Source organism: Vibrio sp. 10N.261.46.E11 (assembly GCF_041472735.1).
Taxonomy (GTDB): Bacteria; Pseudomonadota; Gammaproteobacteria; order Enterobacterales; family Vibrionaceae; genus Vibrio.
In genome coordinates this window covers 25648-44913 of the sequence record NZ_JBFRQW010000010.1, presented here as the reverse complement: position 1 = coordinate 44913, position 19266 = coordinate 25648, and the positions used below count along the sequence as shown (strand labels likewise).

Sequence of the window (19266 nt, the reverse complement as noted above, 5' to 3'; positions counted from 1 at the left end):
ATATCCTTATACAATCTCTTAATTACTTATGCGTAATCAACCAGCAGTTATGAATGTGCTTGTTACGAGAGAAGTCCAATGGAAGCGTTTTAGCTGAGATGTTCTGAGCTTTGAGACCTAACTCTTCTAGGCCTTCTACATCCATTTTGAAGTGACGCTTGTTGTTAGAGAACACTATCGTGCCTTCTTCACGAAGAAGACGCTTAAGGTTTTCCATCAATTGAATGTGATCACGCTGAACATCAAAAGATTGATCCATACGCTTAGAGTTTGAGAACGTTGGAGGATCAATGAAGATCAGGTCGTAAGAACCCTGCTCTTTAACCAACCACTGTAAGCAGTCAGCTTGAACAAACTGATGTTGACGACCAACACGGCCGTTAAGCTCCATGTTCTGTTTTGCCCACTCAAGGTAGGTATTAGACATATCAACGGTTGTTGTTGAACGTGCGCCACCCACAGCAGCATGAACAGATGCACTGCCTGTGTAAGCAAATAAGTTAAGGAAATCTTTACCTGCAGCCATTTCGCCGATACGACGACGGGTGATCTTATGATCTAAGAACAAGCCCGTATCTAAGTAGTCATGAAGATTAACAATCAGCTTAACGCCATATTCATTCACTTCTAGGTTAGATGAGTTTTGAGCCATTTTTTGATATTGAGAACGGCCTTTCTGCTTCTGACGAACCTTAAGAACCACGTTGTTTGCTTCAACGCCAGTGACTTGAATAGAAGCACGGATGATATCGGTTAAGCGACGTTTTGCCTTCTCTTCTGGTACATCTTTTGGCGCTGCGTATTCTTGAATCACAAGGTGACCTGGGTATACATCAATCGCTACATTGTATTCTGGTAAGTCAGCATCGTAGATACGGTAACAATCTAATTGCTCTTTCTTAGCCCACTTGCCGATTTTACCAATGTTCTTTTTAAGACGGTTCGCGAAATCAGGTGCAATAAGTTGCTCTTGTTCACCCGTTGGACGCTCTGACATCGGACGGTCTGAAATTGAGTAGTTCTTCTGGTGACACGGTAACGCACCGTTATTCAATTTGAACTGTTTGTCTGCACGCATACGTAGGCAGCTCAGCAGTTCGTCTGAACTAGAGAAGATAGATGCGTTGCAACCACCAAATTCCGCTTTAAGCTGCGCACCGAAAGCGGTGTAAAGTGCAATTAGGCCAGGCTCTGTGCCAAGACGCTCACCATAAGGTGGGTTAGAAACAATCACACCATCAGCAAACTCTGTAGGACGCTTAAGCTTTGCAGCATCGCCTACTTCGAATTCAATCAGCTCTTCAACACCAGCACGACGAGCATTGTCACGTGCTGTTTTGATCATGCGTTCATCATTGTCATAACCATAGAACTTACATTCTACTTTCTTAACGCCACGACGACCTTGAACGTTCGCTTCAGCTTTAACTTCAGCCCAAAGCTCTGGTTCGAAATCTTCTAGTGATTCAAAACACCACTTCTGGCGTTTAACACCTGGAGCCATGTTTGCAGCCATCATTGCCGCTTCAATCACTAACGTACCTGAACCACACATTGGGTCTAGGAAAGGCTTAGTTGCATCCCAACCACTACGAAGAAGAATCGCTGCAGCAAGCGTTTCACGCAGAGGTGCGCGACCTGATTCAGGACGGTAACCACGTTGGTGAAGACCGCTACCTACCATATCAACACCAAGAATCGCTTTATCACGATGTAGACGAACGTGAATACGAATATCTGGATTTTCTTTGCTGATAGACGGACGAGGCAAAGACTTTTTCTCAAAGCTATCAACAACGGCATCTTTTACTTTCATCGCACCGTATTGGCTATTACGGATTTCGTTGTTTGTACCGTTAAAGTCAACAACAAAACGCTTAGAGCTATGGAATTGATTCACCCAGTTAACCGCGGTGGTTGATAGGTACAAATCCATGTCGTCCATACAAGTGAATTCAGAAAGGACACGTACAAATCTAGAAGCCAAACGACTCCATAAACAACAACGATAAATTTGCTCATTGGTCGCTTTGAATTTAACACCTGCTTGAACAGGTTTTGCATTTGTAATCCCTAGTTGGGTTAGTTCTTCAACTAATAAATTCTCAAGGCCGTTTGAGGTAACCGCTAGATATTGATTCATAGTGTTCTTTTATTGATAAAAATTAGCTCGATTATACCTGAATTTGTTATTAGAGCATCACACTAAACTTGTCTTTTCATTGAATCTTTCGACTAACTGGCTAGCAAACACACAGTCATGAAGCGATCGCTTACCCACATCCCCTTAGAACATAAGACTTATCGAATCAGCACAATTTATGACCAAATATCGACCAATGCGGCGGCGTGAATTTATATTCACCCTAATACTGGTATATACCAAACCCAATTTAAGGCTGAAAGTTAGCTACAAAAGCACAAAAACAGGGAATAAAGGGAGGTAATTTACACTTCTGGCGATGAAAATAGGCAGAAATTAAGATGAAAAAACAGTCACAAGTTCACTAATTAAATAGTTAAGCGGTGATGTATTTATCTGGATGAGGTTTTTTAGGCACAAAAAAATCGGCTATTGAGCCGATTCTAAGGAAGGTTTGATAGGTTTATGCGTTGCAATGTGTGTTAGAAATGATGAACTAAACTGGGGGAATTAACCGACCATTGCAATATGTGTATGATGAAAATGAAGAATAGAGTTCGCGTCTACCATCCTATCGTGCATCACCTTAATCGAGTCTCCAAAACTTAACCCTTTTGAAGGTGTGAGCAGAAACTCTTCTAAGTCGACAAATGCACATAGGCTCGCACACTCTCCCACTTCCAATACAATGAAGTAACCTAGGCTATGCTCGTTATTCATTTGTACGATATCCCCTTCTTGAGGAGATTCGTGGCCAGCGCCTTGTGAATCGAAGAACCAGCTTTTAGGCTGTACAGGCTTGTGGAAGCGCTTTGCTGCCACACAATATAGTGCGAGTTCAGCTTGGCGAGGCTCAGACAGTTCTAAGCCAGAAATTTGTTCTTTGAAGGTTTGGTATGAAGATGCGTCATCAACGGTGAATTCATTATCTCTAAACGCGCAGTCCACCAGCTTATTGCGGACCAGATTCGTTTTGAAAATCATATCCTCTCCGAGGTTTAGCATTAATGAACATTGCTGCTCATCGTAATACCAACTCCATGTATCGCTAGGTTTAAGCATCATTTCGTCTCACACTGTTGAACCATTCCATTAGGTAAAACGCAAAATTACCTTCAATTACAGTAATTTTACTGAGCAATAGGCAAAAAAAAAGAGGAAATGAATTCCTCTTTCTTATCGCTTCTGTCTACAACTCAGTGAGTTACAGTGTCTCTTTTAGTAAGACGATGCCAAATTATAGCTTTCCTAAAATAACCACATCTTTTTGATAACTCTGTTTATAAAAGCTCTGGGTTTATAAAAGCTGGGGTTATAAAAGCTTTGGTTTTCGGGGACTATAAATTTTTAACGATGTCGCCTACAAGACCTGGGCCTTTGTAGATGAAACCAGAGTAAACTTGTACAAGCTTCGCGCCTGCCATCATTTTCTCTTTCGCAGCGACGTAAGAGTCAACGCCACCTACCCCGATGATCGGTAATTGGTCACCCAACTCTTCGTGAAGTTTACGAACCACTTCAGTACTGCGAGATTGAACCGGACGTCCACTTAGGCCACCCGCTTCATCGCAATGTTTCATGCCTTCAACGATTGAACGATCCAATGTTGTGTTTGTTGCGATCACACCATCGATCTTATTTTTGATCAATGATTCACAAATTTGGCTAATTTCGTCATCACTTAGATCCGGAGCAATCTTAAGAGCAAGAGGAACATATTTACCATGCTTCTCTTCTAGTTCAGATTGTTTCGTTTTAAGTTCAGACAATAGATCGTCTAGAGCTTCGCCGTATTGTAGAGAGCGAAGTCCTGGAGTATTTGGTGAAGAGATGTTCACAGCAATGTAACCAGCGTATTGATATACCTTCTCCATACAGATCAAGTAATCTTCAGCGCCCTTTTCAATTGGTGTGTCTTTGTTCTTACCGATGTTGATACCTAAGATGCCGTCGTAGTTCGACTTCTTAACGTTCTCAATAAGATTGTCGACGCCAAGGTTATTGAACCCCATGCGGTTGATGATACCTTCAGCTTCAACAAGACGGAACAGACGTGGTTTGTCATTACCGGCTTGTGGACGAGGAGTTACCGTTCCTACTTCAACGAAACCAAAACCCATTGCGCCAAATGCATCAATACATTCACCGTTTTTATCTAGGCCAGCCGCTAGGCCAACTGGGTTTTTAAAAGTAAGACCCATGCATTCTACAGGTCGATTAGGTAATTGTTGGCGATACAAAAGATCAATAGGAGTGCCTGTGAAGCGTTTGAAATTTTGAATTGCAAGATCATGTGCCTTTTCGGCATCAAGTTGGAAAAAGCCAGTTCTGGCTAGACGGTAGAGCATTGTGCCTCCGATAGAAAAAAGCCCCGTGTAAACGGGGCGATATTATTTACTTATTTACCCAACTATTCAATCTATTACTGTCTGTAAGGGTAAGATAATCGAGTTTGTTAGCGAATGAGGTTCTTTATTAAGCAAACGTTATCGTTTCTGCAGTCAGTTTACTCATTTCTAGTCTCCACCATATTACAGCCACCCACTCTTTTAACAACAAGCAAGGTGTCCACGAAGTGGGTCCATCAAAAGAAGTGGGTCCGTCAAAAATCATTAGACCTATTGATGCCACTTTATAGAAACGAAAAAGGCAGACCTTATGGCCTGCCTTATGTCTTTCGTTTTATCTAATCACTAATCTGTCGACATGCAATTTAGATTTAACAACATCAATTCACGTAGTGCTACTGAGAACTTGGCAAACTCATGAACCGAACCCACTTTGAATTCGTTCAAGATGCTTTCCCAACGATGTAGAGAAACAGAGTTACTTTCCATCCAATCATCAAGCGCTTTAATCACATCGATGTCTGAAGCACAACCGCAGTTAAGCACTTGGCCAGTTAGCTGACGTTGCTGCCAATCCAGATCTTCTCTGAATGCTGCACGTGCCAGCGCTTGCCAGTTGTTATCTACCGCTTGACCATTGATTTGCTTCAAGAACCAGTGCAGAGACAAACGGTCGCCAAGGTTGAAGTAAAGCTTAGACGCTTGTTGTACTGTTTTACCTGTCTCACGAGCCACTGTGGATATATCCAGTGCTGAGTACAAACTAGACAAACGCGCAACTGAATTAGCTAACTCAGCGTTTACACCTTGGTCAATCCATAATTGTGCCATTGCGTTATGCTCTTCTACCTCAGAAGCCACTAGGTTTTCATCCAGTTTCTCTGTGATAGTAAGAACATCACCTTGGTAAAGTTCAATCAGTGCTTTCACTGACTGCTTACCAGTGCGGTTTCTTAACAACCAACGAGCCAAGCGACGAAGTGTACGGCGAACATGGTAGATCAATTCATATTGAGCTTCAGAAGTTGAAACATTGTCCAGTTCACGAATGCTCTTCAGAACATGGCCAAGACCATAGATTTCACGTGATGCCGCGTAAGCGTTGGCAATATCAACAATATTTGCGCCCGTCTCTTCTTGCAGACGAGTAACGAAGTTACAACCCATCTCGTTAACCATTTGGTTAGCCAGTGCCGTCGCAATGATTTCAGAACGTAGTGGATGATTGTCCATGTGCTGAGAATAGTTACGACGTAACGCTGTTGGGAAGTATTGCATAAGCTGTTGAGCATGGAATTCATCATTAGCGATATCATCACTAACAAGATCTTCTTTCAACACCATTTTACCGTAAGCGACAAGTACAGAAAGCTCTGGTCTAGTTAGGCCTTGGCCCTGCTTTTCACGCTCAACCAGTGTTTCGTCATCTGGGATGTATTCCAAACCACGATCCAAGTACCCTGCTTTCTCCATTGTGTGAATAAAGCGGATTTGCTCTTTTACTAAGCCAACTCCTTGATGTTCAGTAACCGAAATAGATTCAGCTTGGCAATATGCGTCGTCTAGTACGATTTCACCTACTTCGTCTTCCATCGATTCAAGCACTTGGTTACGTTGCTTAACGGTGAGATCACCACTAGACACCAAACCATTCAAGAAGATCTTAATGTTTACTTCGTTATCCGAACAGTCAACACCACCAACGTTATCAACAAAGTCGGTATTAACTCGGCCGCCCGTAAGCGCGTATTCAATACGACCCAATTGAGTCATACCCAAGTTACCGCCTTCACCTACAACCTTAGCTTTTAGGTCACGGCCATCGATACGCAGCACGTCATTTGCACGGTCACCAACATCAGTATGAGTCTCTTTTGAAGACTTAACGTATGTACCGATACCGCCATTCCAAAGAAGATCAACCTGCATAGACAAGATCGCTTTGATCAAGTCATTCGGTGCCATTGATGCTTTCTTAGTACCCAGCATTTTCTGAATTTCAGGCGTCAAAGAGATAGACTTAGCTCGACGAGAGAAGATGCCACCACCCTGAGAAATCAGGTCTTTGTTGTAATCTTCCCAGCTTGAGCGAGGCAGATTAAACAAGCGCTCACGCTCTACCCAGCTTGATGCCGACTCTGGATTCGGGTCAATGAAGATATGCATGTGGTTAAACGCGGCTTGCATACGAATATGCTTAGACAACAGCATGCCGTTACCAAATACATCGCCCGCCATATCACCGACACCGATAGCGGTGAAGTCCGTTGTTTGACAGTTGATGCCCATTTCACGGAAGTGACGCTTAACCGATTCCCAGCCACCTTTCGCCGTGATACCCATGGCTTTATGGTCGTAACCGTTAGAACCACCAGAGGCAAACGCATCGCCTAACCAGAAGTTGTATTCAGCAGATACTGAGTTTGCTAGATCTGAGAACGTTGCGGTACCTTTATCGGCGGCAACAACCAAATACGGGTCATCTTCATCGTGACGAACAACGCTCTTAGGTGGAATAACCTCACCTTCAATGATGTTGTCTGATACGTCTAGTAGTGCACGGATGAAGCGCTTGTAACAACGTTGACCTTCAGCGAAGATCTCGTCTCGGCCAGACATAGTGTGTTGACGCTTACAAACGAAACCACCTTTTGCACCAACCGGTACAATTACTGTGTTCTTAACTTGCTGTGCTTTAACTAGGCCTAGAATCTCAGTACGGAAATCCTCTTGACGGTCTGACCAACGTAAACCACCACGAGCGACTTTACCGCCACGTAGATGCACACCTTCAATGTCTGGTGCGTAAACGAAGATCTCAAACGCAGGAACCGGCGCTGGGATATCTGGGATCTCGCTTGGTCTCATTTTCAGAGCCAACCAAGGCTTAGACTGTTTGTTGTCGTCTAACTGGTAGTAGTTAGTACGAAGCGTTGCTGTGATCATTTCCATGTAGCGACGAATGATACGATCATCATCCAAGCTTTCTACATGATCCAACTGTTCAGTGATCTTCTTAATAAGATCTTGTTGGCCTTTCGCGCTGCCTTTCAATTTAGGGTCAAAACGCTTGCCGAATAAACTCACTAACCCTTTCGCTAGATCTGGGTAATGAGACAATGTGTCTTCAATGTATTGTTGGCTGAATGGGAAACCCACTTGACGCATGTAACGCGCATACGCACGTAAGATTGAGATTTCACGACCAGAAAGACCCGCACCCAATACCAAGCGGTTGAAACCATCGCTGTCTAACTCACCCTCCCAAATTGCCGCAAAGGCTTGTTGGAAAAGATCGCGAGCTTCACGAAGATCAATCGTCTTGTCACTCTTATGCAGCATCGAGAAATCAAGGATCCAATAAGTCACCCCGTTGGTTTTACGCACTTCATAAGGTGATTCACCAATAACGCGCAGGCCAAAGTTTTCAAGCATTGGCATCACATCAGACAGGTGAATCGGCTCATCACTGTGGTAGAACAGCTTCAAACGAACGGCTTTAGAGTCGGTAGCCTCTTCTTGAGGACGGTAGAAAAGCATGCCAAGTTTGTTGTCTTCACTTAGTGCTTCTAGACGCTCAATGTCTGCAACAGCAGAACCAGGCATCATGTCTTCTTTGTACGAACGTGGGAATGCACGCATGTACTCTTTCGATAACGGAAGACCTTTGCTCTCACCGAAGTTAGCAACGATTGATTCAGACAGGCGGTCATCCCACGTAGACGATACTTCCATTAAATTTTGCTCAATTGTTTTCACGTCCACATCCATGTTGTTGTTATCAACACGAACAATATAGTGCGTTCTTGCCAGTGGGCTTTCAGAGAAGTATGTCGTGAATTCGACCTCTTCTTCACAACCAAAGTACTGCTTCAAGATGCGTTGAGTTTGACGACGAAGCTCGGTGTTGTAACGATCTTTGGTTACGTAAACCATGCAGCTAAAGAAACGGCCAAACGGGTCTTTGCGAACAAACAAGCGCAGAAGATCGCGATCTTGCATTTGAACTACGCCAGTACCGACTTCTAGCAATTCTTCTTCTCGAGCTTGAAGCAGTTCATCACGCGGATAGTTTTCTAGAATATTGTGCAGTGCTTTGTAAGAGTATGAACCCTCACGGTAACCACTCGCATCTAAGATACGCTCTACTTTCTCGCGAACAAGAGGAATGCTTTCAACGGTTTGGTTATAAACGGCAGAAGTGTAAAGACCAGTAAAGCGGTGCTCACCAATGACCTTACCGTTCTTATCAAATTTCTTAATACCAATGTAGTCGTTGTAAGCTGGGCGGTGAATGCGTGAAGCCGTGTTGCCCTTGGTTACGATAAGTACATACGGTTTCTTCGCTTCTAAACGTGCCGAGTCAGAAAACTCAGACAGCTTAACGTTACGCACACGATCTGAATTCGCAAACAAACCAAGACCTTGCTCCTTGGTCGGTTGTAGTTCTGTGTCGCCATTTACAGAAACAAGGTCATATTCCTTGTAGCCCATAAACGTAAAGTTGTGCTCGCCTAACCAACGAAGAAACGCCAACGTCTCATCAAAACGTTGGCCGTCTACAGGAATGCTTTCTTTTTGCTTTTCAACTTGATTCGTTACTTCCTCTAGTTTTTCAACCATCTTCAGCCAATCGTTCACGACTAAACCAGTATCGGTAAAGATATCCAGTAGTTCCGTTTTGAGCGCTGTCATTTCAGCTTTGCTGCTAAGACGGTCTACTTCGATATGGAAAAGCGATTGGAATGCACCTTCGTTATTGCTAACACCGACAACACTGCCCTTATCAGAGCGAGAGATTTGTGTTGGATTGTGAAGCATAAGGTGAGAAGAAAGGTCTAGGCGAGTCAGCGCCATTTTTACAGAGTCTACAAGGAATGGGCTATCTGGTACGACTATCTCTACGATAGTGTGAGTAGATTGCCAACCTTGACGACTTACTGTCGGGTTAAAAACGCGAACTGAGATTTGGTCAGCTTTCTTTTCATTGATGTGATGCCATAAGCTAACTACAGCACCGTATAAATCGGATTCGTTTCTCTGAGTTAGATCGTCGTGAGAAACGTTACTAAACAAGTGTTGAGCAAGTTGAGTTACGAGAGGTCGATGAGCAAGGTCAAGTTTGTCTTGAATCAGTTTGTAAACTTTTTCAAGTAAAACTGGAACCACAGTTTCACGTGCGGTCATAGTCACACTCCACAATTAGAATTTTATTTTATTATTAGGGGGCTTACTTAAGCTAGCGTTTGAATCAAGCCTTCAAGGCCAGTACTACTAACGAGTTAAGCAAAGGTAATGCATTCATTTATTGTAAAAGCATTATTGATAAATAGTTAATTGTTTTAGAGGTGGTAAGAGGTGAAATGTTTGATTATGTGATTAAGATTCCCTTTAACTCACTAGGCACGCCAAGCTTTACAGAGCTTCCAACTTAATAAACTTATTTTTTTGGTCAGTTGTTAACCTAAACTGTCCTCTAACCCCTATTTGTGTAAGAAATGGTCTGAAGCGAGTTGCAGGTAGCTGTAAGCGTAACCCTGTTGTTGTTATCACTTGAACTTTACTTGCGGCACCCGAGTAGCTAGCCAAAAACTGCTGATATGAGATGTTAAGTTGGAAAATATAGCGATTCATACGATACCTGTATACATATACAGTGCCGGTGATTTTTGGCACTTAACGATGTCTGAAAGTGAAACTTAACTTGAAACTGCTCTAGCTTATCGAAAATTCGATAAACCAGAAACAAAAAATCAGTGGCAGATATTCTCTACCACTGATGACTTTTCGTTACTAGTAAACTGTTTATTAGCCAACCGCTTATGATCGAACAGTTTCCTGAATAAGCGGCTGACTTAAGCCTCTAGTGCTTTTGCCACTTTCTCGAATAAGTCTTTTGCAAGGTTGTCCATGTTCTTCAGCGTCTCAAGTTCTTTTTTGATTAGAGCTTGGCGTTCATCATCGTACTTACGGAACTTAAGTAGCGGGTCAATCAAACGTGAAGCCACTTGCGGGTTGCTGCTGTTCAATTCACGTAGGATCTCGCCCGCAAACGCATAACCTTGTCCTGACTTGGCGTGGAATTGAACCGGGTTCATGTTTAAGAACGAACCTACCAAGTTACGAGTACGGTTCGGGTTCTTCAAGCTGAACGCTTGGTGCGACATCGACGCTTTGATCACTTCAAGTGCATTAGAACTTGGGTTTGAACCTTGCAATGCAAACCACTTATCCATGACAAGACCATCGTGTTTCCACTTGTCGCTGTAATCCGCCATCAAGGTTTCACGACATGGTAGTTGCGCACTGTTCGCCGCGCCCATTGCAGCCATTGTATCTGTCATGTTGTTTGCTTGTTGGTACATAGCAACAACCAAGTCATTACCCTTTTCAGTATGCGCTAAGTAACTTAGACAAACTTTACGTAGAGTACGCTTACCAATCGAATCGTGATCGATCGTGTATTCTGTTAATGCATGGCTGTGATAAACCGCTGCTAACTCGTCTTCAAGTTCTGCAGCTAGTGTTACTTTCATTGAGTTAAGAACAGATGCGACCGCATCAATATCAACGCGCTCATACCAACCCGACACTTCGTTATGACTTGGAAGAGAAAGCATTTCTGCAATAAACGCAGGTTCTAGTGAATCACTAAGCAATACCCCGCGGAATGCATCAACAACAGAAGCAGAAAGTTCAAACTTTTGACCTTGTTGAACGTTATCTACGTTGCTACGGATGTATTTCGCTAGCAGCATTTGACCCGCATCCCAACGAGAAAATTCATTGCGAGCATTCACCATCAAGAAGATAAGTTCTTCATCCGAATAGTCGTACTCCAGTTTCACTGGCGCAGAAAATTCACGCAGTAGCGATGGGATCGGTTGCTCTGAAACGTTTTCAAACACGAACGTTTGTACCGCTTCTTTCACATCAAGTACATTGTGAACTGGCTGGCCGTTACATTGTAACCCAATCACTTCACCCGACGCGTTGTATAGCTCGATGTCTAGAGGAATATGCAGAGCTTGCTTTTCCGTTTGCTCATGAGTTGGAGCCGTTATTTGGCGAGTGGTTAACGTGTACTCTTTTTTGTCTGCGTCGTAGTGACTTTCAACAGAAAGCGTCGGCGTACCAGATTGGCTGTACCATAAACGGAACTGAGACAGGTCAACACCCGATGCATCTTCCATTGCCGCTACAAAATCTTCACATGTTGCAGCCGTGCCATCGTGACGTTCGAAGTAAAGCTTCATGCCTTTTTGGAAGCCGTCTTCACCCAACAATGTGTGGATCATTCGGATCACTTCGCTGCCCTTTTCGTATACCGTCAATGTGTAGAAGTTGTTCATTTCTATCACTTTTTCAGGGCGAATTGGGTGGGACATTGGACTTGCATCTTCAGCGAATTGTGGCCCGCGAATAATACGAACATTGTTGATTCGGTTTACTGCGCGAGAACCAAGATCAGATGAGAACTCTTGGTCACGGAATACGGTTAAGCCTTCTTTCAAGCTTAGTTGGAACCAATCGCGACATGTCACTCGGTTACCGGTCCAGTTGTGGAAGTATTCATGGCCAATTACCGCTTCAATACCTAGGTAATCTGTATCCGTTGCAGTTTGGTCGTTTGCTAAAACAAACTTAGAGTTGAATACGTTTAGACCTTTATTTTCCATCGCACCCATGTTGAAGAAATCAACGGCTACGATCATGTAGATATCTAGGTCGTATTCAAGATTGAAACGCTCTTCGTCCCACTTCATTGAGTTAATTAAAGAAACCATCGCGTGGTTCGCACGGTCTAAATTGCCTTTGTCGACAAAGATTTCTAGATCAACTTTGCGGCCTGATTGAGTCGTGTAAGCGTCACGAAGTACATCAAAATCACCGGCAACAAGAGCAAACAAGTACGCTGGTTTTGGATGTGGGTCTTGCCATTTCACCCAGTGACGACCGTTTTCAGCTTCACCTTCATCTACACGGTTACCATTACTTAGTAAGAATGGGTTTTCAGATTTGTCTGCAATGACTGTTGTCGTGAATTTCGCCAACACATCTGGGCGATCCATGTAGTAAGTAATACGGCGGAAACCTTCAGCTTCACACTGAGTACAGAATGCGCCACCCGACTTATACAAACCTTCCAGTGCACTATTCCCTTCAGGGTTTACTTCCGTCACGATCGTGAGTGTGAAATCTTTCGGTAGTCCGCTTAGTGTTAGTTGAGTTTCAGATTGCTCATATTGCGTCCACTCTTGACCTTCTACTAAAACAGAAACCAGCTTCAAGCCTTCACCATCAAGTACTAAGGTCGAACTATCTTTCTCTTGCTTAACACTAGACACCGCCGTAATGATGGACGCTGAATCGTACAAATCGAAAGTAAGATCGATTTGAGAAATAGTGTGAGATGGTGATTGATAATCTTTACGATACTTGGCTTGAGGTGTATGTGCCATAACGGGTTCCTTTTGATCGTTATACGTAATTGTATTTTAACTGTATATATCTAAAGGTTGAGGGCCAAGAACACAAGGGGAATATTGAAAAAAGGAGGCATTGTAGTAAAACGCCTCCATGTTTTGCTATTTTATCAACCAAATCAGAAAGGAACGGCTAATTAATGAACTGTGAGCCATATTATCAACAAGCCTGACTTTGCGCATCCAACTCGTCATTATCGAATACGATTGAGTACTGCAAACATGTCGCCTTCTTCACCTTGAAGCGTCAAGACGTCGCTGTTTAATGTGTAACGAGTGCCATGCTCGCCATTTTCATACAGAAGCACCAATTGATCGCCTTCTGTGTAATACACCCCTCGACGAACAACTTCACTCCCCACTTCATCGGACACTCTGAACATAAATACAAAGTCAGGTTGAAGCACTAAATCCATTTTTTGAATGTTACTCGCGCGCAGGTCGCTACCTGAAAGCTCAGCACTCGACCAAATACCTGCCAGTGCATTCGGCAAGGCTTTTGTAAACATGACACCGTTGAGGTTCAACATATTATGATTACTACTATAGGCGTAAACTTGAGGTTCAGAGGTGTTTAAACCCAAAATAATGGTATCTTCATTGGCGTTATACAAGCCTTCCCAATGGTCGACACTGTAGTCTTTCTTTTGAATATCAATGGAGAATGAATAATTTGAATCAAGCGTTAGCTTTATCGCTCTAAAATTTTCAGTACCTTGTTCAGGATCTGGGTTCATCAAATACCAATCACCAAGCAGTAAAGGAAGGTCAAAATGAGATAGATTGCTGTCACTTTTTGATTGCTGCTCGCTTGAAGCGACCTCACTCCCAAAAGCAACAAAACTTAAACAAGATAAAAATAGTAGAATCCATTTCATACGCGCCCCCTCGTTTTCTTTAAGCTTAGGCTCGTAATGATTAGAAAGCGAAAAAATATGATCCAAGTCACTAAATTTTAAGTGCGAAGTAACTTAAATGTCATTATTTAACGAAAAACAGAGCTAAATGCCCCTTAATATTGCGTGCTCTTTACGACAATCTCAACGGTTACAATCAGATATTCCTGTCAAATCATAGACACAAAAAAGCGAGCCTAAACTCGCTTTTTAAATAGTACGTCTTTAAACAATCACCTTTTAACAGGCATTCTGTTTATTTCTTGATCATATCCAGCATGATAGCAACTGATTCATCAAGATAAGCATCTGGGGCTTCGTAGTCTTTAGGGATATCATCCAACGTTTTAAATGCCTCTAACTTAGCGGCTTTTTGACGTTGATTGATACGATCTAGACGAAGCACATCCGCATCATCGCTCTCTTGCTGACGTACCTTTTCATTCAAAGAAAGGTCGTTATCATCTTTATCAGCCTTATATTTTTCAATATCTTGCGCGATAAAGCCAAACTCCATGTCTGTTGCAATACGAGCTTGGTGTTGAGCGGTCAAAGCAGCAACTTGCTCACCGTTACGCTGTAACACTGAGTAATTAGCTTTATCAATGCTGTCCCAAGGTAGAGCATTGTCTTCAACACTTTCACCAGTATCTGCTGGATCAATTGCCGTTGGGTAAGCAATATCAGGCACTACGCCCTTGTTTTGCGTACTACCACCATTGATTCGGTAGAATTTCTGGATGGTGTATTGAACGTAACCCAACTCTTTATCGAACAAATCATAAATATGATTCAAAGAGCGGTGTTGTTGCACCGTTCCTTTACCGAAAGAGTTTTCACCAAGGATGATAGCACGACCATAATCTTGCATCGCTGCCGCAAAGATCTCAGATGCTGAAGCACTGTAGCGATTTACCAATACCGTTAATGGACCTTGGTAACTAATTTCGCCGTCAGTATCACTGTTCACTTTTACACGACCGTAGCTATCACGAACTTGAACAACGGGTCCCTCTTTGATAAACAAACCAGAGAGTTCAGTTGCTTCAGTGAGTGCACCACCACCGTTGTTTCGCAGATCAACAATAATACCTTCAACACCTTGCTCTTTAAGCTCGGTGATCAGTTTATCGGTATCTTTAGAAAGACCAACATAGAAGCTTGGTACTTCTAGTACACCAATCTTCTTGCCATCTTTCTCGATAACTTCTGACTTAACAGCGCGGTCTTCTAAACGAATCTTATCGCGTACAATTGTGACAACGTGACTTTTTACATCTTTACCGTCTGGCAAGATCTGTAGCTTAACTTTAGTCCCTTTCGGTCCTTTAATTAATTGCACTACATCGTCTAAACGCCAGCCGATAACATCAACAATCTCTTCACCATCTTGACCAACTCCAACAATACGGTCGCCATCGCTCAATTGTTTGCTATTTGACGCAGGGCCACCAGCAACTAAAGATCGAATAACGGTGTAGTCGTCTGTCATCTGAAGTACAGCACCAATACCTTCTAGAGATAGATTCATCTCGGATTGGAATTGCTCTGCATTTCTTGGAGAAAGGTAACTGGTGTGCGGATCAACTTCTCGCGCGAATGCGTTCATGTAGATTTGGAAAGCATCTTCGTTGTGCGATTGCGTAATACGCTTCATCGCATTGTTGTAACGCTTTTCCAAAACTTCTTGAATCTCTGGCCACTCTTTACCTGTAAGTTTTAGATTCAACGCGTCGTATTTAACGCGCTTCCTCCAAAGCTCATTCACTTCAGCGATATCTTTTGGCCATTCCGCTTCGCTACGATTGAGCTCAATACTTTCATCAATATCAAACTTAATCTCAGTATCTAGTAAAGACAGCGCATATTGGAAACGTTCAAAACGCTTCTGCATGGACAAATTATAAACATCGAATGCAATTTGGTTATTACCGGCTTTCAGCTGATCATCAATTTGTTTAGATGAAGTAGCGAAAGAATCAATATCAGCTTGAGTGAAGATATTACGGTTATAATCCAGCATCTCTAAGTAACGATTAAAGATAGCTTGAGAGAAATCATCGTTGAGATTGAAGTGTTTATAGTGGGAACGAGTAAATCGAGAAGTAACACGTTTACTAGCAGTTTCGTGTTGAACCTCAGGAGCGAGTAGAGGTAAATCGTCCTGATTTAATTTGGCTTCAAGAGCCTGAGCTGAAGCTGCTAGCAAAAAGCTAGCAGCAATCAGTGTCAATTTTGAACGGCATTTCATGCGTAGGAGTATCTCCTTTAAGCGCGCAAGTGCTCCGCTTTAACAACCATTTGTAGGCCGTTTGCTAACTGAACACGCACATCTTCCTTATTGATTTCAACAATGGTCGCAGCCATGTTTCCCGTACCCATGTTCACATTTACTTCTTTACCAGTGATAAATTCATCGGCGTTCAAAGCGCGTGTTTCTACAGGCTTTTCTACTTTCGGTGCTTTAGGCGCTTGACGACGAGGCTGTTGAGCTTTCTTCGCTTTAGCTTTCGCTTTGCCTTCGTCGCGAGCTTTCTGTGCTTGTTCTTTACGACGAGCCTGAACTTTCGCTTTGCTTTCTGCAAGTGTCGCTTTAGCGTGTTCAACGTGCTCTTCTTCTAATGTGCCACAAACGTTACCGTCTAGGTCAACACGTTCTGCACCAGCTTTTACGCCGTGCAGGTAACGCCATGATGATGTGTACTGTCTTAACGCTGCACGAAGCTGAGTCTTACTTACTTTTTCGTCTTCATTTAGACGTTCAGCAAGATCTTGAAAAATACCAATTTTAAGTGGTTTCGCTTCACCTTCTAGAGTAAAGCATTTAGGGAAACATTCAGCAACATATGCGATAACTTCTTTGCTGTTTTTTAACTTTTCAGTGTTTTCCATGTGGGTTCCTGGTTTTTGCGGTTTTCCGCGAGCATTAAGAAAATATTTTTACGTATTATAGAGAGATGCTTGGGAAAAACCACAGTAAGAGAATAATTTATGCCTTGTTCGCGTGCGAATTAAGCAGCTTTTCCACTTCTGCCATGAAAAATGTTAGTCCGTCCTCGTCAATTTGAGAAAAACGGCCAACATTTGGGCTATCGATATCAAGAACGCCCGCTATTTTTCCACCAATCGAAAATGGTATAACGATTTCTGAGTTACTTGCAGCGTCACAAGCGATGTGTCCTTCGAATTCATGAACATCATGAATGCGCTGAACTGTATTCGTCGCGACCGCAGTTCCACACACACCACGCCCAACCGGAATTCGAACACAAGCCGGTTGACCTTGGAATGGGCCAAGCACAAGTTCATCTTTTTCCTTAGCTTGATCCTGCTTCATTAAATAGAAACCAGCCCAATTTAATTCATCCAACTCCATGAATAATAATGAGCTGATATTAGCTAGATTAGCAGTTAGATCGGGTTCTGATTCAATTAATGCAACGGCTTGTTTGGTTAAGCGTTGGTAATGTTCTATTTTCATATTAACTTCCAATTAAATTGAGACTTCCATTATCAAGAGAACGCAGTAAAATGCGGCCATCAAACTAAATAGGACTTATTCTCATTACAATGACCAATTCAGAAGACACTATTAGCCGTTCTTGGTTAATAACTCAAGTAAAAAAACACAAGTCCAAATTACTGTTTGCTAACATTATTGCCATATTTGCAACTCTCATTAGTGTCCCTATCCCGTTGCTCATGCCATTAATGGTTGATGAAGTATTACTTGATAAGCCGGCTTCTGGCTTAGAGATGATGAACCATCTACTTCCAACATCGTTGCAGACACCCACTGGCTATATTGCACTGACTTTGCTGTTAGTCATAATCATGCGTACTGTTAGCCAAGCGTTGAACATTCTACAAGGACGTCAGTTTACTCTCGTCTCCAAAACCATTACCTATCAAATGCGCAGCAAGATGATAGATAAGCTTGGCCGCATTAGTATTAGACAATACGAGACCAAAGGCAGCGGCGGTATTAACGCTCACCTGATAACAGACATAGAAACAATAGATAAGTTCATTGGTTCGACCCTTTCTAAATTTATCATCAGCTTCTTAACCGTTTTCGGTACCGCTATCGTGTTGCTATGGTTAGAGTGGCGTTTAGGACTGTTCATTTTACTGGTCAATCCTGTTGTAATTTATTTCTCCCGTAAACTAGGTAGCAGAGTCAAACACCTTAAAAAGTATGAGAACCAATCTTTCGAACGCTTTCAAAACCGTTTAGTCGAAACCTTAGACGGTATTTACCAACTGCGTGCGGCAAACAAGGAACGTATCTTTCTCGATGAACTTAAGGTTCAAGCAAACCAAGTGAGAGTCGATGCAGACAAATACGCTTGGCAGTCGGAAGCTGCGGGACGTGTTTCGTTTCTGCTGTTCTTATTAGGTTTCGAGCTTTTCCGTGCCGTCGCGATGCTAATGGTGTTATTCAGTGACTTAACGATTGGCCAGATTTTCGCAGTCTTCGGCTACTTATGGTTTATGTTAGGCCCGGTTCAAGAGCTGTTAGGGATTCAATTCTCTTGGTATAGCGCAAAAGCAGCACTTCAGCGCATCAACGACCTTCTTCAGTTAGAAGAAGAGAAGCGCCCTATCAGTAAAGTGAACCCATTTGATGAAGATCAAGAAGTGACAGTCGACATTGAAGAGGTTACATTCTCTTACACATTAGAAAACACTGTTTTAAATAGGCTATCGCTGCACATTCCAGCAGGTAAGAAAGTCGCTTTGGTGGGTGCGAGTGGTGGTGGTAAATCTACGTTAATCCAATTACTGATTGGTGTTTATCAAGCGGACTCTGGATGCATTCGCTATAACGGTGAAACCACCGACGACATCAGTTTTGATGTGATACGCAGTCAAATTGCCGTTGTTTTACAACAACCTATACTTTTTAACGATACATTAAGGCATAATCTGACCCTTGGTGCTGAATACGATGAAATGTCGTTGTGGCGTGCGCTTGAAGTCTCTCAAATGCAAGATGTCATCAAGCAACTCAGCAATGGCTTAGATACACAGATTGGTAGGAATGGCGTCCGACTGTCTGGCGGTCAACGACAACGCTTAGCAATAGCTCGTATGGTGCTGAGCAATCCTAAGTTTGTTATTCTAGATGAAGCGACCTCCGCACTGGATACAGCCACAGAGTCAGCACTGCATAAAGCACTGAGCGAGTTTTTGAAAGATCGCACAACTTTGATAGTGGCTCATCGCTTATCAGCGGTGAAACAGGCCGATCTAATCTATGTTTTAGAAGATGGTCAAGTCACACAGACGGGAACACATGGTGAATTGGTTGAACAACAAGGACTTTATCAAACACTCTACGGCAGTGTGCAATCGCACGCCTGATGTTTGTGCTCCTAAGTCTTTAAGTC

11 protein-coding genes are annotated in these 19266 nt (G+C 42.8%); 1 reads left to right on the top strand and 10 read right to left on the bottom strand.

The genetic code is table 11. The features are described from left to right. Positions 1 to 22 precede the first annotated feature (22 nt). From rlmKL to AB4407_RS04080, 10 genes are all read right to left on the bottom strand, one after another. Positions 23 to 2143, bottom strand: a complete 2121-nt coding sequence (gene rlmKL, locus AB4407_RS04125) for a bifunctional 23S rRNA (guanine(2069)-N(7))-methyltransferase RlmK/23S rRNA (guanine(2445)-N(2))-methyltransferase RlmL (RefSeq protein ID WP_372118921.1) — start codon at positions 2141 to 2143, stop codon at positions 23 to 25. A 510-nt stretch (positions 2144 to 2653) separates the two neighbouring features. Next, positions 2654 to 3208 (bottom strand): cell division protein ZapC, encoded by a 555-nt coding sequence (locus AB4407_RS04120; RefSeq protein WP_017099303.1) that lies wholly within the window; start codon positions 3206 to 3208, stop codon positions 2654 to 2656. A 272-nt stretch (positions 3209 to 3480) separates the two neighbouring features. Further along, positions 3481 to 4491 carry a quinone-dependent dihydroorotate dehydrogenase gene (gene pyrD / locus AB4407_RS04115; protein WP_017099304.1) on the bottom strand — a complete coding sequence of 337 codons (1011 nt, stop codon included), beginning with the start codon at positions 4489 to 4491 and terminating at the stop codon, positions 3481 to 3483. Between the two features lie 345 nt (positions 4492 to 4836). Further along, positions 4837 to 9678 (bottom strand): NAD-glutamate dehydrogenase, encoded by a 4842-nt coding sequence (locus AB4407_RS04110; RefSeq protein WP_372118918.1) that lies wholly within the window; start codon positions 9676 to 9678, stop codon positions 4837 to 4839. Positions 9679 to 9906: 228 nt separating this feature from the next. Continuing rightward, positions 9907 to 10125, bottom strand: coding sequence for a DUF2835 domain-containing protein (locus AB4407_RS04105; protein WP_004733645.1), 219 nt, complete (start codon positions 10123 to 10125; stop codon positions 9907 to 9909). A 221-nt stretch (positions 10126 to 10346) separates the two neighbouring features. Continuing rightward, positions 10347 to 12953: an aminopeptidase N gene (gene pepN / locus AB4407_RS04100; RefSeq protein ID WP_372118916.1), complete on the bottom strand. Its 2607-nt coding sequence runs from the start codon at positions 12951 to 12953 to the stop codon at positions 10347 to 10349. Between the two features lie 218 nt (positions 12954 to 13171). Beyond that, positions 13172 to 13855, bottom strand: a complete 684-nt coding sequence (locus AB4407_RS04095; RefSeq protein WP_012603881.1) for a hypothetical protein — start codon at positions 13853 to 13855, stop codon at positions 13172 to 13174. Between the two features lie 274 nt (positions 13856 to 14129). After that, a complete protein-coding gene (prc, locus tag AB4407_RS04090; protein WP_372118913.1) occupies positions 14130 to 16124 on the bottom strand; it encodes a carboxy terminal-processing peptidase in 1995 nt (664 codons plus the stop codon). A gap of 17 nt (positions 16125 to 16141) precedes the next feature. After that, complete coding sequence (gene proQ, locus AB4407_RS04085; RefSeq protein ID WP_009846654.1) at positions 16142 to 16765, bottom strand: RNA chaperone ProQ; 624 nt, start codon at positions 16763 to 16765, stop codon at positions 16142 to 16144. Positions 16766 to 16862: 97 nt separating this feature from the next. Continuing rightward, a complete protein-coding gene (locus tag AB4407_RS04080; RefSeq protein WP_372118909.1) occupies positions 16863 to 17354 on the bottom strand; it encodes a GAF domain-containing protein in 492 nt (163 codons plus the stop codon). Between the two features lie 89 nt (positions 17355 to 17443). Here AB4407_RS04080 and AB4407_RS04075 point away from each other — a divergent pair, with 89 nt between their 5' ends. Beyond that, positions 17444 to 19240 carry an ABC transporter ATP-binding protein gene (locus AB4407_RS04075; protein WP_372118906.1) on the top strand — a complete coding sequence of 599 codons (1797 nt, stop codon included), beginning with the start codon at positions 17444 to 17446 and terminating at the stop codon, positions 19238 to 19240. Positions 19241 to 19266 lie beyond the last annotated feature (26 nt).